Origin of the sequence: Dietzia kunjamensis (assembly GCF_045689975.1) — a bacterium.
Classification (GTDB): domain Bacteria; phylum Actinomycetota; class Actinomycetes; order Mycobacteriales; family Mycobacteriaceae; genus Dietzia; species Dietzia kunjamensis.
This window is the reverse complement of sequence record NZ_CP143297.1, coordinates 1,698,083-1,712,381: the sequence shown is the minus strand read 5'-3', so window position 1 is coordinate 1,712,381 and position 14,299 is coordinate 1,698,083. Positions and strand designations below refer to the sequence as shown.

The 14,299-nt window shown below is 71.2% G+C and carries 11 protein-coding genes; 8 read left to right on the top strand and 3 right to left on the bottom strand.

Annotation, left to right across the window (positions count from 1 at the left end; translation table 11 throughout):
- Positions 1 to 39: 39 nt before the first annotated feature.
- Positions 40 to 963 (bottom strand): neutral zinc metallopeptidase, encoded by a 924-nt coding sequence (locus VZF99_RS07910; RefSeq protein ID WP_407336048.1) that lies wholly within the window; start codon positions 961 to 963, stop codon positions 40 to 42.
- Between the two features lie 236 nt (positions 964 to 1,199).
- On the opposite strand from VZF99_RS07910, the gene aspS reads away from it, so the two are divergent.
- The gene (gene aspS, locus VZF99_RS07905; RefSeq protein WP_120283350.1) at positions 1,200 to 2,999 is read left to right on the top strand and encodes an aspartate--tRNA ligase; all 1,800 of its coding nucleotides are present in this window, start codon (positions 1,200 to 1,202) and stop codon (positions 2,997 to 2,999) included.
- 27 nt (positions 3,000 to 3,026) lie between these two features.
- Here aspS and VZF99_RS07900 read toward each other — a convergent pair whose 3' ends face one another.
- A complete protein-coding gene (locus VZF99_RS07900; protein WP_407336047.1) occupies positions 3,027 to 4,331 on the bottom strand; it encodes an alkaline phosphatase family protein in 1,305 nt (434 codons plus the stop codon).
- Between the two features lie 129 nt (positions 4,332 to 4,460).
- Here VZF99_RS07900 and VZF99_RS07895 point away from each other — a divergent pair, with 129 nt between their 5' ends.
- From VZF99_RS07895 to VZF99_RS07870, 6 genes are all read left to right on the top strand, one after another.
- Complete coding sequence (locus VZF99_RS07895; RefSeq protein ID WP_120283346.1) at positions 4,461 to 5,861, top strand: replication-associated recombination protein A; 1,401 nt, start codon at positions 4,461 to 4,463, stop codon at positions 5,859 to 5,861.
- A gap of 82 nt (positions 5,862 to 5,943) precedes the next feature.
- Positions 5,944 to 6,090, top strand: a complete 147-nt coding sequence (locus tag VZF99_RS07890) for a hypothetical protein (protein ID WP_167457804.1) — start codon at positions 5,944 to 5,946, stop codon at positions 6,088 to 6,090.
- 200 nt (positions 6,091 to 6,290) lie between these two features.
- The gene (gene alaS, locus VZF99_RS07885) at positions 6,291 to 8,951 is read left to right on the top strand and encodes an alanine--tRNA ligase (protein WP_407336046.1); all 2,661 of its coding nucleotides are present in this window, start codon (positions 6,291 to 6,293) and stop codon (positions 8,949 to 8,951) included.
- Positions 8,948 to 9,460, top strand: coding sequence for a Holliday junction resolvase RuvX (gene ruvX / locus VZF99_RS07880; RefSeq protein ID WP_283467124.1), 513 nt, complete (start codon positions 8,948 to 8,950; stop codon positions 9,458 to 9,460). Before alaS ends, ruvX begins: the two co-directional genes overlap by 4 nt.
- 93 nt (positions 9,461 to 9,553) lie before the next feature.
- Positions 9,554 to 10,726: an endolytic transglycosylase MltG gene (mltG, locus tag VZF99_RS07875; protein ID WP_407336045.1), complete on the top strand. Its 1,173-nt coding sequence runs from the start codon at positions 9,554 to 9,556 to the stop codon at positions 10,724 to 10,726.
- Positions 10,716 to 11,555 (top strand): shikimate dehydrogenase, encoded by an 840-nt coding sequence (locus tag VZF99_RS07870; protein ID WP_407336044.1) that lies wholly within the window; start codon positions 10,716 to 10,718, stop codon positions 11,553 to 11,555. The genes mltG and VZF99_RS07870 overlap by 11 nt, the downstream gene beginning before the upstream one ends.
- 62 nt (positions 11,556 to 11,617) lie before the next feature.
- On the opposite strand, the gene VZF99_RS07865 is transcribed toward VZF99_RS07870, so the two are convergent.
- On the bottom strand, positions 11,618 to 13,132 hold the full coding sequence (locus tag VZF99_RS07865; RefSeq protein ID WP_407336043.1) for a flavin-containing monooxygenase: 1,515 nt from the start codon (positions 13,130 to 13,132) through the stop codon (positions 11,618 to 11,620).
- Positions 13,133 to 13,202: 70 nt separating this feature from the next.
- On the opposite strand from VZF99_RS07865, the gene VZF99_RS07860 reads away from it, so the two are divergent.
- Complete coding sequence (locus VZF99_RS07860; RefSeq protein WP_120283334.1) at positions 13,203 to 14,276, top strand: AraC family transcriptional regulator; 1,074 nt, start codon at positions 13,203 to 13,205, stop codon at positions 14,274 to 14,276.
- Positions 14,277 to 14,299: the final 23 nt, after the last annotated feature.

Below are 14,299 nucleotides of genomic sequence, written 5' to 3'. Positions count from 1 at the left end.
CTACGCGCGCCAGAGCCGGGCGCCTCAGAGCTGTGCGCCTCAGAGCTGTGCGCGGAAGGCGTCGCAGGCCTGCATCGAGCCCTGCTCGTAGCCCGTCAGGAACCACTGTCGGCGCATCTCCGACGACCCGTGGGTCCATGAGCCCGGGTCGACGCGTGCGCCGCCGGAGCGCTGGATGTGGTCGTCGCCGATCGCCTCGGCGGTCCGGATGATCGCGTCGACGTCGCTCCCGGTGAGGCTCTCCAGCAGCGGCGGGCCGCCGTCGGGCGCCGGGGTCGAGGTGGCGTAATGGGCCCACAGCCCGGCGTAGCAGTCGGCCTGGAGTTCGACCCGGACCGCACCCGAGGAGGGGCCCTGCGGGTCCTGCTGCGACCGGCGGATGTCGCCGAGCATGGTCTGCAGGTGGTGGCCGAACTCGTGGGCGACGACGTACATCTGCGCCGCACCGGAGGGTGACCCCCCGAGTTGGCCCACGAGGACCCGGTCGAAGAACGCGGGGTCTATGTACACGTTCTCGTCGGCCGGGCAGTAGAACGGTCCGATGTCGGAGGAGGCGCCACCGCATCCGGTGTCGACGGCACCGGTGAAGATGGTGGTGTGGGGCTGGACCCAGCGCATCCCGATCTGGTCGGGCAACTGGGTGTTCCACACGTCCTCGAGGCTCTCGGTGGTGGCGACGACGCGGCAGATGGTGTCGGTGTTGGCCTGCTGCAGGTCGCACTGGTCGATGTGGGCCTGGAACTGCTGCGCCGAGTCGGAGGTCTGTGCCCGGCCGCCGGTGGCGCCCGGGTCCGTGCCACCGCCGTCGAGTCCGAGCTGGCCGGGGTCGACGCCGAGGAACAACGCGATGACGACGACGACGAGGCCGCCGACACCCCCACCGACCGCCATCCCCCGGCGACCCCCTCGGCCCCCGCCGGAGACCCCGCTGGTGTCCAATCTCCCGCCCTGCCGGAACGTCATATCGTCACCTCTCGTCCACACCGGCCGCCGGTCCACCCGGGCACGCCGCACCACCACGGTGCTTGTCGGATCACTGTATGGGCCGGCGGTACGCCGTCACAGCCGACACGGGGAACGCCCGCGGGTGGACGTAGACTGTCCCTCGTCCGAACCCGGGGCCGACCGCTCATCCGGCGGTGGGTCCGTTCCGGAGTTCGCCGACCACACGACTTTTTCCCGACGAGAGGACAACCGCAGTGCTGCGCACCCATTCCGCCGGCCAGCTCCGAGCCGCCGACGCAGGGGAGACCATCACCCTGGCCGGCTGGGTCGCGCGCCGCCGGGATCACGGCGGGGTAATCTTCGTCGACCTCCGCGACTCGACCGGCGTCTGCCAGGTGGTGTTCCGCTCGGAGGACGTGGCTGAGCGCGCACACCGCCTCCGCAACGAGTACTGCGTGGCCGTGACCGGCGTGGTGGACCGCCGCCCGGAGGGATCGGAGAACCCGAACCTCGCCTCGGGCGAGGTCGAGATCGACGTGACCTCGTTCGAGGTGCTCGGCGAGGCCGCGGCCCTGCCGTTCCAGCTCGACGACGAGGTCGGCGAGGAGGCGCGCCTGCGTCACCGCTACCTCGACCTGCGGCGTGAAGGCCCGGGGGCGGCGCTGCGTCTGCGGTCCGAAGTGAACGCCGCGGCGCGGGGCGTCATGGCCCGTCACGACTTTGTGGAGATCGAGACGCCCACGTTGACCCGCTCGACGCCCGAGGGGGCCCGCGACTTCCTCGTGCCCGCCCGCCTGCAGCCGGGGACGTTCTACGCCCTCCCGCAGTCTCCGCAGCTGTTCAAGCAGCTGCTCATGGTGGCCGGGATGGAGAAGTACTACCAGCTCGCCCGCTGCTACCGGGACGAGGACTTCCGCGCCGACCGCCAGCCGGAGTTCACGCAGCTGGACGTGGAGATGAGCTTCGTCGACCAGGACGACGTGATCGCCGTGGCCGAGGAGATCCTCACCGAGGTGTGGGCCACCGCCGGGCATCAGATCTCGACCCCCATCCCGCGGATGACCTACGACGAGGCGATGCGTCGCTACGGTTCGGACAAGCCCGACCTGCGGTTCGACATCGAACTGGTCGAGTGCACGGAGTTCTTCGCCGACACCCCGTTCCGGGTGTTCAAGGCGCCGTACGTCGGCGCGGTCGTCATGAAGGGCGGGGCGTCGCAGCCGCGTCGCCAGCTCGACGCGTGGCAGGAATGGGCCAAGCAGCGCGGCGCCAAGGGGCTGGCCTACATCCTCGTCGGTGAGGACGGCGAGCTGGGCGGCCCCGTCGCCAAGAACCTGTCGGATTCCGAGCGCGCCGGGATCGCCGCGCACGTCGGCGCGGAGCCGGGGGACTGCATCTTCTTCGGCGCGGGAGCGGTCAAGTCCACCCGCGCTCTCCTCGGTGCGGCACGCGGTGAGATCGCCGAGAAGCTCGGACTGATCGACCCCACCAAGTGGGCGTTCACCTGGGTCGTCGATGCCCCGATGTTCGAGCCCGCGGACGACGCCACCGCCGCCGGCGATGTGGCCGTCGGTTCGGGTGCGTGGACCGCCGTGCACCACGCGTTCACCTCGCCCAAGCCCGAGCACCTCGACACGTTCGACACCGATCCGGGATCGGCGCTGGCCTACGCCTACGACATCGTGTGCAACGGCAACGAGATCGGTGGCGGGTCGATCCGTATCCACCGCAAGGACGTCCAGGAGCGGGTCTTCGGCGTCATGGGCATCTCGCAGGAGGAGGCGCAGGAGAAGTTCGGGTTCCTCCTCGACGCCTTCTCCTACGGCGCCCCCCCGCACGGTGGCATCGCCTTCGGCTGGGACCGCATCTGTGCGCTGCTGGCCGGAACCGAGTCCATCCGCGACGTCATCGCCTTCCCCAAGTCCGGCGGCGGGGTCGACCCGCTCACCGACGCTCCCGCGCCGATCACCACCCAGCAGCGCAAGGAGTCCGGCATCGACGCCAAGCCGGTCCAGCGCGGGCAGGCCGCCCAGGACGGGGCCGCAGCCGGGTAGTACCCGAGGCGGGCGGCCCCGGGCGTCTCAGAGGTGGAACGCCTCGAGCGCCGGGCGCCCGTCCATCCCGGAATGGTCGAGTCCGAACAGCCGGGCCACCGTCGGCGCCACGTCGAGGGTGCGCACGGGACGGTCGACGACCTGCCCCCGGCGGACGATCCGGTGCCCGCCGGCGATGAAGAACGGGATGCCGAGCGTGACCTCGTGTCCGTGGTTGCCGGGGATGGGGTTGGAGAACGGGGTGGGGTCGGAGAACCGCCATCCCGGATGACAAGTGGCCACGAGGTCGCCACCGCGCTCGCCCAGGTCGAGTTCGGCCGGATCGTAGAGGCGGTTGACGCCCGGGAGCGCGCCGACCACCTCACGCAGGCGCGCCAGGGTCGCCTCGCGTTCTCCGGCGGGGCCGAGGTGGGCGAAGGTGTCGGCGCCCCCGTTCTGGGCGATCCCGACGCGCCCGCGCAGCGCGGGGTCGGCGTCGATCGCGCCGGCGGCACTGATGAGGCGCAGCGGCTCCGACCAGTCCATGCCGTGATCGGCCAGCACGATGAGCACCGACCGTTCCCACCGGCCGGTGGACCGCAGGAACTGCTCGAGGTCCCAGAGTTTGTGGTCCGAGTTGTACACCGCCTGGTTGCGGGCCAGTCGCAGTGAGGTGCCGGACAGGTCCATGTGGCCGAAGCGGTCCATGTCGCCGAGGTTGACGAACGTCATCCGCGGGGCGTGGTCGGTGATGGTCTGCTTGAGGGCCTCGACGGTGAACCAGTCGAGCGAGTGGTCGGTGACCGGCACCAGCGGGAAGGGTGCCCACTGCACGCTCGCGCGGCCACCGAACAGGCCGTGGAGGTAGTCCTTGCTGAGCACGCTCGCGGTGGTCAGACCCGCCTCGGTGCGGATGCGGTCCAGCACGGTGGCCGCCCGCAGGTCGTCGGGCCGGTCGAGGGTCCTCTCGTCCCCGATCGCGTGGTCCCAGATGGTGTTCGCGGGCACCCCGTTGCGCGCGGGCAGCACCCCGGTGACCATGGCGGCGTGGTTGGGCAGGGTCTCGGCGATCATCAGGGAGGAGGCGTCGGTGAACCGCGTCCCCTCGGTGGCCCATCGGTGCAAAGTGGGCGCCTGGGCCGGGTTGAGTTCGTCGGGCCGCATGCCGTCGGTGACGATCACGTAGACGTCGAGGTCGTCGGCCACCGGGTGCACCGGGTTCGCCCACACGGGGGCGGGTTCGGCGAGCAGGGTCACCCCGACGGCGCCGGCTGCGGCGACCATGCCGGCGCCGGCGAGCGCCTCACGACGGGTGAGTGTGGGTCCGTGGGTGGGATTGTCGTCGCGGCACATGGGGCGGGGGTCCTGACGGTCGGGTGGTGGCTGGCGTGGCGGTGTGCCCGCCGGGGACGTGGCATACCTGCCCACCAGGGAACCCGACGACGACGAGGGCTGCCCACACTTTCGGTGATCGGACGCCGAATGTTCACCCGGGGGTCGGAGTCCGGGCCCGCCGGTAGCCTGGTCGGCGTGACAGAAGATGCCGGGTTGTTCGCCGCCGGGGACGCGGGCGGACACGCGCCCCCCTCGCCCGCGGCGGGGGACGTGGACCCGTCCGCACCGCTGGCCGTGCGTATGCGGCCACGGACTCTCGACGAGGTGATCGGCCAGGAGCACCTGCTGCGGCCCAACTCCCCGCTGCGGCGGCTGGTGGAGGGGCGCGGCGGCTCCTCGCTGATCCTCTACGGTCCGCCGGGTACCGGGAAGACGACGCTCGCGAACCTCGTCGCGAGTACCTCGGGTCGGCACTTCGTGGCGCTGTCCGCGTTGAGTGCGGGGGTTAAGGACGTCCGCGCGGTCATCGACGACGCCCGCACCCGCCAGGTGCACGGTCAGCGCACGGTCCTGTTCATCGACGAGGTGCACCGGTTCTCGAAGAGTCAGCAGGACGCCCTGCTCGCCGCGGTGGAGAACGGCATCGTCCTCCTGGTCGCCGCGACCACGGAGAACCCCCACTTCTCCGTGATCGCCCCGTTGCTGAGCCGATCCCTCATCGCGGAACTCCGGGGGCTGGACGACAGTGGTGTGGCCGGCGTGCTGAGGCGCGCGGTGGCCGAGGAGCGGGGCCTGGCCGGCGAGGTCGAGCTGACGGACGAGGCGGTCGAGGACATCGTCAGACTGTCGGGGGGCGACGCGAGGCGCAGCCTCACGATCCTCGAGGCGGCGGCGGGGGCAGCGGAGGACGGGGTGGTGACCCCGGAGATCGTGGAGCTGAGCCTGGACGCCGCGCCGGTGCGCTATGACCGCGACGGGGACCAGCACTACGACGTCACGAGCGCGTTCATCAAGTCCATCCGTGGGTCCGACGTGGACGCCGCGCTGCACTACCTCGCGCGGATGCTGGTCGCGGGGGAGGACCCGCGGTTTATCGCCCGGCGCCTCATGGTCCACGCCAGTGAGGACATCGGGATGGCCGACCCCACCGCGCTGTTGGCCGCCGGCGCCGCCGCCGAGATCGTGCAGAAGGTCGGACTGCCGGAGTGCAGGTTGGCGCTGGCGCAGGCCACCATCCACCTCGCCACGGCCCCCAAGTCCAAGGCGGTCATCGCCGCGATCGACGCCGCGATGGCCGATGTCCGCGCGGGCGGGGTGGGCGAGGTACCCAAGCATCTGCGGGACGGCCACTACGCCGGGGCGAAGGGCCTCGGCAACGGGGTGGGCTACCGCTACGCCCACAACGCGCCCGCCGGGGTCGTGGCGCAGCAGTACCCGCCCGACGAACTGGTGGGGCGTGACTACTACGAGCCGAGCCCCCACGGGCACGAGCGGGACCTGGGTGCGCGGGTGGACAAGCTCCGGAAGATCATACGAACAGAGACGTAACCAGATCTTGAGAAATATGTGAGTATCGTTAATAAGTGCTCGACCAGGCACTTTAATCACGCCGCTCACCCTGGAGGAAACCATGGCCTATCTGCTGTCCACGCTCGTCAGTGTCGCGACCTCGATCGGGGTCTGGGGCACGGGGGCACACAGCATGGGGCTCCTGCCCCGGGAGGCGTTCATCACCGCCGCCAACTTCGGCATCGTCCTGCCCCCGATGCCGCGCTGACCTCCCATCAGGCAGGGCCCGCCCTGCACCGGGCGCCCATCCGCCGGTTCGGCCGGGTGGGCGCCCGCAGGCGTTCACCCGGCCGCCCACCTCGTCGTCGTCAGGTCGTCCCGGCCCACCTCGTTCCCGGTCCCGCCCGGGCGCGGCGGTAGGCTGGGACCTCGCCCGAGACCACCAGTAGACGACCAGTGAGGCCCCCAGTGCAGACCCATGAGATCCGGCGCCGCTTCCTCGAGCACTTCGTCAGGGCCGGCCACGCCGAGGTCCCCAGTGCGTCTCTGGTGTTGGACGATCCCAACCTGCTGTTCGTCAACGCCGGGATGGTGCCCTTCAAGCCGTACTTCCTCGGCCAGGAGACCCCGCCGTACGCCACCGCGACCTCCATCCAGAAGTGTGTGCGCACCCTCGACATCGAGGAGGTGGGCATCACCACCCGCCACAACACCTTCTTCCAGATGGCCGGGAACTTCTCCTTCGGCGACTACTTCAAGGAAGGCGCCATCCGGCACGCGTGGTCCCTGCTGACCACGTCGGTCGAGGAGGACGGGTTCGGGATCGACCCCGCGCTGCTGTGGGTCACCGTGTACCTCGACGACGACGAGGCCCACGGCATCTGGCGGGACGTGATCGGGGTGCCCGAGGAGCGCATCCAACGCCGCGGTATGGCGGACAACTACTGGTCCATGGGCGTGCCCGGCCCGTGCGGACCGTGCTCGGAGATCTTCTACGACCGCGGGCCCGCCTACGGCGTCGACGGCGGGCCCGAGGCCGACGAGGACCGCTACATCGAGATCTGGAACCTCGTGTTCATGCAGAACGAGCGAGGGGAGGGCACCGGCAAGGAAGCCTTCGAGATCCTCGGCCCGCTGCCCAAGCAGAACATCGACACCGGCATGGGCATCGAGCGCGTCGCGTTCCTGCTCCAGGGCGTGGAGAACGTGTACGAGACGGACCTGCTGCGCCCGGTCGTCGAGACCGCCGAGCGACTGTCCGGCGCGAAGTACGGTGCGGACGGCGCCGCCGACGTGCGGTTCCGCGTGATCGCCGACCATGCCCGCACCGCCTACATGCTCATCTCCGACGGCGTGACCCCCGGCAACGAGGGCCGCGGGTACATCCTGCGCCGTCTACTGCGTCGCATCGTCCGCTCCGTGCGCCTGCTCGGGGCGACCGGCGAGACGATGGCCGAGTTCATGGCCACCGTCCGCGACGCGATCGGGCCGTCCTTCCCCGAGACCGTCTCCGGGTACGACCGGATCGAGCGGATCGCGGTGGCCGAGGAGGTCGCGTTCCTCAAGACCCTCGAGTCCGGGACGCAGCTGTTCGAGCGCGCCGCCTCCGACGCCCGGTCGTCGGGCGCCGCGGTGCTCACCGGCCGCCAGGCGTTCGCTCTGCACGACACGCACGGTTTCCCGATCGACCTCACCCTCGAGATGGCGTCCGAGGCCGGGCTGCAGGTGGACGAGGAGGGCTTCCGCTCGCTCATGTCCGAGCAGCGCGCCCGCGCCAAGGCCGACTCCCGGGCCAAGAAGCACGCCCACGCCGACCTGTCCGTCTACCGTGACTTCCTCGACGCCGGCGAGACCGTCTTCACCGGCTTCACCGGCCTGACCGACGAGTCGCGGCTGCTGGGCATCGTCTCCGGCGGCGAGGCCGTCCACGTCGCCCGCGAGGGGGACGCGGTGGAGTTCCTGCTCGACCGCACCCCGTTCTACGCCGAGTCCGGCGGACAGCTGGGCGACCGCGGCATGATCTCCACGGCCGGCTTCCAGATGCGGGTCGACGACGTCCAGAAGATCGGCAAGAAGCTCTGGGTGCACAAGGGCGTCCTCACCGGCGGCGAGGCCGAGGCCGGTCAGCTCGTCACCTCCGCCGTCGACCCCGAGTGGCGCAAGGGCGCCACCCAGGGCCACTCCGCCACGCACCTCGTCCACGCCGCACTGCGGCAGATCCTCGGCCCGGAGGCCGTCCAGGCCGGTTCGCTCAACAAGCCCGGCTACATGCGGTTCGACTTCAACTGGTCCGGCTCGATCCCCTCGGACGTCCTGGCGCAGGTCGAGGAGGTCACCAACACCGCCGTCGACGCCGACTACGGGGTCAACACCGTGGAGACCACCCTCGAGGAGGCCAAGCGCATGGGGGCCATGGCCCTGTTCGGCGAGAACTACGGTTCCCGGGTCCGCGTGGTGGAGATCGGCGGCCCCTTCTCCATGGAACTGTGCGGCGGGACCCACGTGTCCAGCTCCGCGCAGATCGGCCCCGTCAGCCTGCTCGGGGAGGCGTCCGTCGGCTCCGGGATCCGGCGCGTCGAGGCCTACGTGGGCATGGACGCGTACCGCCACCAGGCCCGCGAGCGGGCGCTCGTGTCCGGGCTGGCCGCCTCGCTCAAGGCGCCCACCGACGAGCTGCCCGATCGCGTCGCCGCCCTCACCGCCAAGCTGCGTGAGGCGGAGAAGGCGCTCGAATCCCTGCGGGCCTCCCAGCTCGCGGCCCAGGCCGGCGACCTGCTGAACTCGGCCGAGGACCTCGGTGGCATCCGGTTCCTCGCGCACAGCACCCCCGGCGGCGCCGCGGGAGACCTGCGCACCCTCGCCTCCGATCTCAAGGGACGGCTCGGCTCGGACGCCGGGGTCGTGTTCCTCACCGCCCCGGCGCAGGACAAGGTCCCGTTCGTCATCGCCGTCAGCCCCGCCGCGCAGGATCGCGGACTCAGGGCCGGCGACCTCGTCAAGGCCATCGCGACCGCGCTCGGTGCCCGCGGCGGCGGCAAGCCGGACATGGCGCAGGGTGCCGGGTCCGACCCGGCCGGGATCGACACCGCGGTGTCCGCGCTGCGCGACGCCGTCCGGGACGCCGGATGACCGACGCCCCGGGCGCCGCGGCCGGACCAGCCGGGCCAGCCGGGCCCGCCACGTCCGGCGGCGGATGGGCCCGCGGTCGCCGGCTCGGACTGGACGTGGGCACCGCCCGTATCGGTGTGGCCTCCTGTGACCCCGACGGGATCCTCGCCACCCCCGTCGAGACCATCAAGGTCACCGACGGCGACCCCCGGTGGGCGAGCGAGCTCCGGCGTCTCGCCGAGCTCGTCGAGGAGTACGACGCCGTGGGTGTGGTGGTCGGGCTGCCCACCTCGCTCAAGGGCCGGGAGACCGCGTCCACCGCGATGGCCCGCTCGTTCGCCACCGCCCTGACGGCCGGGGCGCCCGACCTGCCGGTGGACCTCGTCGACGAGAGGCTGACGACGGTGACCGCGAGTTCGGCACTGCACGGCGCCGGCCGCAACACGCGGAAACAGCGCGACGTGATCGACCAGGCGGCCGCCGTTGTCCTGCTCCAGGCCTGGATCGACTCGCGGCACGCCCGCCGATGAGCGACCCCCCGGCGTGCCCGCCTGGATAAACTGGCCGACGAGCACGATGCTGTCCGCGGGACAGCTCCCCTGACACCATGACCGAGGAGCACGATGTCTGCGGCACGAGGACGCTCACGTACAGGAGCCACCACGAGGTTCATCCTCCTGGCGGCCGTGATCGGGGTGGTCCTCGCCTTCGGCGTGATGGTCTACCGCAACCAGAACACCGAGGTCGCGGCGGCCCCGGACTTCGACGGACAGGGCAGCGGGAACGCGCTGCTGCACGTGGAACCGGGGGACACCCTGGGGGTCGTCGGGGACCGCCTCTACGACATCGGCACCGTGGCCAGTACCCGCGCCTTCACCGGAGCGGCGGCGGGGACGCCCGTCGAGGGCATCCAGCCCGGCTACTACCAGGTGCGGCAGGAGATGAGCGCGGCCGCCGCCGTGGACGCACTGGCGGACCCCCAGAACCGCGTCGGGTTCATCGAGGTCAAACCTGGCGGCCGGCTGCTCGACACGGTCGTGGTCGGTGGTGGCAGGGAGAAGGGCATCTACACCCTGATCGCCGACGCCACGTGCCTCCGCGATCTGGACGAGCCCGAGGCCGCCCCGATGTGTCGGCAGCCCCAGGAGATCGTCGACGCGGCCGTGCAGGCCGACCCGGCCGAACTCGCGGTCCCCGAGTGGGCCATCGACGAGGTACGGGGCGCCCCGGACCCGGTCCGTCGCCTCGAGGGGTTGATCGCCCCGGGGGTCCACAACATCAACCCGCAGTCCGAGCCCGTCGAGATCCTGCGTCAGCTCATCGACGCCTCGACCGCCTCCTACGACGAGACCGGACTCGTCCCGGCCGCCGACCGTATCGGTCTCACCCCCTACGAGGTGGTCACCGCCGCGTCGCTGGTGGAGAAGGAGGGCAAGCTCCAGGACTTCGACAAGGTCGCGCGGGTCATCCTCAACCGCCTCGCCGAGCCCATGCGTCTCCAGTTCGACTCCACGGTCAACTACGCTCTCGCCGACCAGGAGATCGCCACCACCGACGCCGACCGGGCCGAGGTGACCCCGTGGAACACCTACGCGATGGACGGACTGCCCTACGGGCCGATCGGTTCACCGGGTCTCGACGCACTGCGCGCGATGGAGAACCCTGCCGACGGGCAGTGGAAGTACTTCGTCACGGTCGACATGGAGGGCACCACCAGATTCGCGGACGAATACCCGGAGCACGAGCGCTATCAGAGCGAGGCCATCGCCAACGGGGTCCTCGCCAGTGGTCGCTGATCCCACGGGCGCACCGCGCTCGGCGGCCGTCCTGGGGCACCCGGTGGACCACTCGCTGTCCCCGGTCCTGCACGGTGCCGCGTACCGGGCGCTCGGCCTCGACGACTGGACCTACGAGCGCATCGACTGCGACGCCGAACGACTGCCGTCTGTGGTCGAGTCGTCGCCCGCCGACCGCATCGGTTACTCGGTCACGATGCCCGGCAAGTTCGCCGCCCTCGCCCACGCCGACGAGGTGAGTGAACGCGCCCGCATCGTCGGCAGCGCCAACACACTCGTCCGGCGGGCGGGCGGCTGGTTCGCCGACTGCACGGACGTCGACGGTGTGACCGGGGCGCTCGCCGCCTTCGGGGACCTCCCGGACCATCCGACGGCAGTCGTCCTGGGCGTGGGGGGAACCGCCAGACCGGTTCTCGCCGGGCTCGCCGAGGCCGGCGCCACGCAGGTGGTCCTGGCCTCCAGGCGCGACAACGCCGGGCCGGCGGCCGACTGCGGACGGGCCCTCGGGCTCGGGGTCCGCACCATGGGCCTCACCGACCCGGAACTGATCGGGGAGATCACGCGGGCCGATGTTCTGATCAACACCGTCCCCGAACCCGGCGTGCGGGAGCTCACCGACCTGGTCGCCGGCGCCCGACGGGTGTTCGACGTCCTCTACGACCCCTGGCCCACCGCGGCCGGCGCAGCAGCCCAGGCCGCGGGCATCCCCGTGGTCGGTGGCGACGTGATGTTGCTCCACCAGGCCTTCGGTCAGGTGGAGCTGTTCACCGGGCACCCGGCGCCGCGCGGGGAGATGGCCGCCGCGCTGTCGCAGGCGCTCGGTCGCTGACCGCGCGGACACGGGGACGCGGGGACGGCCACCGTGCCGGAGCCGCACGGCCGGATGATCGGTCAGATGCCCGAGGGCTCCGTGGCGCGACGGGGGGCGATCGTCTCGAAGTCGGCCGGGTCCGCGGTCCGGGTGCGACGCTGGTACTCGTGCACGAGCCCCGGCCAGTTCGTCGTGATCCGGCCTGAGTCCGCCTTGTACCAGGAGTCGCAGCCGCTCCACACCGACGCACCGAGGCGGCGCATCATCTCGTCGTCGTAGGCCTCGTGCACTTCGCGACGGACGTCCACGGCCACCGTCCGATCCGCCCGAGCCAGTTCCTCGACCACCTGGCGGATGTACCTCGCCTGTTGTTCGATCATGAGGATGATCGAGCTGCTCCCGAGATTGGTGTTGGGTCCGTAGATCACGAACATGTTGGGGAAGCCCGGCACGGCCATCCCGAGATACGCGCGCGCACCCTCTCGCCACTGCTCGTGCAGGTCCCGACCGCCGCGTCCACGCACGGTGATCGGTGCCAGGAAGTCGGTGGCCTTGAAACCCGTGCCGTACACCACGACATCGACGGGGCCCATCCGTCCGTCCGCGGTGACGATCCCCTCGGGGACGACCTCGGCGACGGTGTCGGTCACCACGTTGACGTTCGGCTGCGCGAGTGCGGGGTACCACTGGTTGCTGAACAGCATCCGCTTGCACCCGATCGGTTCCGTCGGGGTGAGGGCCTCGCGCAGCCGGGGGTCGCGGACGGTGAGCCGCAGATTGGCGCGGGCGAGCCCGCCGAGGATCCTGGCGAGCGGCCGCGCGGAGGTCAGTGCCAGGCCGATGACCTCCGTCGTCTCCCAGATCGTCCCACGCATCGCGGTCATGAGGCCGGGGACACGGGCGAACGCCGCCCGGTGGGCGTCCGTGTAGGCGCGGTCCGGTTTGGGCACCACCCACGGCGCCGAGCGTTGGTAGACGGTCACGTGCGCGGCCACCTCGCGGATGCGGGGGACGAACTGGATGGCCGAGGCCCCGGTGCCGAGTACCGCGACCCGCTTACCCGTCAGATCGACGTCGTGCCGCCACTCGGCCGAGTGGAACGACGGGCCGGCGAACGTCTCCGACCCCGGGATGTCCGGGTAGGCCGGACGGGACAACTGACCCACCGCGGGCACGAGCACCTCGGCCTCGAACGACTCTCCGGAGGCGGTGTGTACCGTCCACGTGGCGCTGTCGTCGTCGAACTCCGCGGAGGTCACCTCGATGCCGGTGCGCACGAGTTCGCGCAGGCCGTACCTGTCGGCGGTCTCCCGGATGTAGGACAGGATGTCGGGTTGCTCGGCGTAGCGACGGCCCCAGTCCGTCCTGCGGTGGAAGGAGTACGAGTAGAGGTTCGACGGGACGTCGCAGGCCGCTCCGGGGTAGGTGTTGTCCCGCCACACCCCTCCGACGTCGTCGGCCTTCTCCAGGATCGTCACCTCGGCCAGGCCGTCACGGGTGAGCTCGTAGGCGGCGCCGAGGCCACCGAATCCGGCTCCGATGATGATCACGCGCGGTCGCCGACGCCGGGTCCCGGGGGAGGAGGAAGAGGTCATGTCGTGACGGTAGTGCCCCGGCCCCGCGTGGCCGCAGACATTCACGGACGAATAATCCATAATTCCGGACATGACCACCTGGGACGCCCCCGCGGTCCCACACTGGGACTTCCCCCGCTCGGCCATCGGGATCGGCGTCCTCGTCGAGGCCGGGGAGCGGCTCGGCGTGGACGCCGGCCGGGTCCTGCAGGGGATCGCGCTCTCCCCGGCCGATCTCGCCACCCCCGATCTACTCGTGACGCCGGACCAGGAACTGACCGCGATCCGCAACCTCCGCGCCGCCGCGGGCGACCGGCCCGCCCTCGCCGCCGAGGTGGGCGCCACGTACCGGTTGACCACCTTCGGGATCTTCGGATACGCCCTGCTGTCGAGCCCGACGCTCCGCGACGTGATCGCCGTGACGCTCCGCTTCATCGACTTGAGCTACATCTTCAGCACGATCGGTGTGGAGTCGACGGGGGACAGGATCGTGGTGCGTCTGGAGGACACCGCGCTCCCGGACGACGTCCGCGAGTTCCTCGTGGACCGCGACCTGTTCGCGATCCACTCCGTCCTCGGCGAGCTCGTCCCCGGAGGTGTCCCGTTCACGGACATCTCCTTCGGTGGGGGGCGGTCAGCCGGGACCCTGACCGCATACGGGGAACGGCTCGGCCTCATACCGTCGGAGTCCGACCACGGCGCCGGCGTCACGATGGTCTTCGACGCCGCGCGCCTCGACAAACCGCTCCCGCAGGGGAGCCCGGCGGCGGTGACGGTGGCCGAGGCCATGTGCCGCGACCTGGCCGCCACCCGCCGGACCCGGGGGCCGGTGAGCAGCCGGGTCCGCGTCGAGATCGCCGGTCGTCTCACGCAGGGGGCCTCCATGTCTTCGGTGGCCGCCGGACTGGGGGTCAGTTCCCGGACCCTGCGCAGGCACCTGTCGGACGAGGGCACGTCGTTCCAGCGGCTTCTCGACGACGTCCGGCTGGAACTGGCCAGGCGGATGCTGGCGACCGGTCTGCTGTCGGTGGAGGACGTCGCGTTGCGTCTGGGGTATGCCGAGGCCTCGAGCTTCATTCACGCGTTCCGGCGTCTCACCGGTGACACCCCGCACCGGGCCGTCGTCGCCTCGCGGGCGCGGCGGTCCTCGACGACCCGGGCCTGATGTGCCGGGCCGTACCCCGACGT

Excerpts from the sequence above, each read along its gene's own strand:
- ruvX (WP_283467124.1), top strand. The coding sequence starts at position 8,948 with ATGACCGACGCCCCGGGCGCCGCGGCCGGACCAGCCGGGCCAGCCGGG.
- VZF99_RS07860 (WP_120283334.1), top strand. The coding sequence starts at position 13,203 with ATGACCACCTGGGACGCCCCCGCGGTCCCACACTGGGACTTCCCCCGC.
- VZF99_RS07865 (WP_407336043.1), bottom strand. The coding sequence starts at position 13,132 with ATGACCTCTTCCTCCTCCCCCGGGACCCGGCGTCGGCGACCGCGCGTG.
- VZF99_RS07910 (WP_407336048.1), bottom strand. The coding sequence starts at position 963 with ATGACGTTCCGGCAGGGCGGGAGATTGGACACCAGCGGGGTCTCCGGC.
- VZF99_RS07895 (WP_120283346.1), top strand. The coding sequence starts at position 4,461 with ATGTTCACCCGGGGGTCGGAGTCCGGGCCCGCCGGTAGCCTGGTCGGC.
- VZF99_RS07900 (WP_407336047.1), bottom strand. The coding sequence starts at position 4,331 with ATGTGCCGCGACGACAATCCCACCCACGGACCCACACTCACCCGTCGT.
- VZF99_RS07890 (WP_167457804.1), top strand. The coding sequence starts at position 5,944 with ATGGCCTATCTGCTGTCCACGCTCGTCAGTGTCGCGACCTCGATCGGG.
- mltG (WP_407336045.1), top strand. The coding sequence starts at position 9,554 with ATGTCTGCGGCACGAGGACGCTCACGTACAGGAGCCACCACGAGGTTC.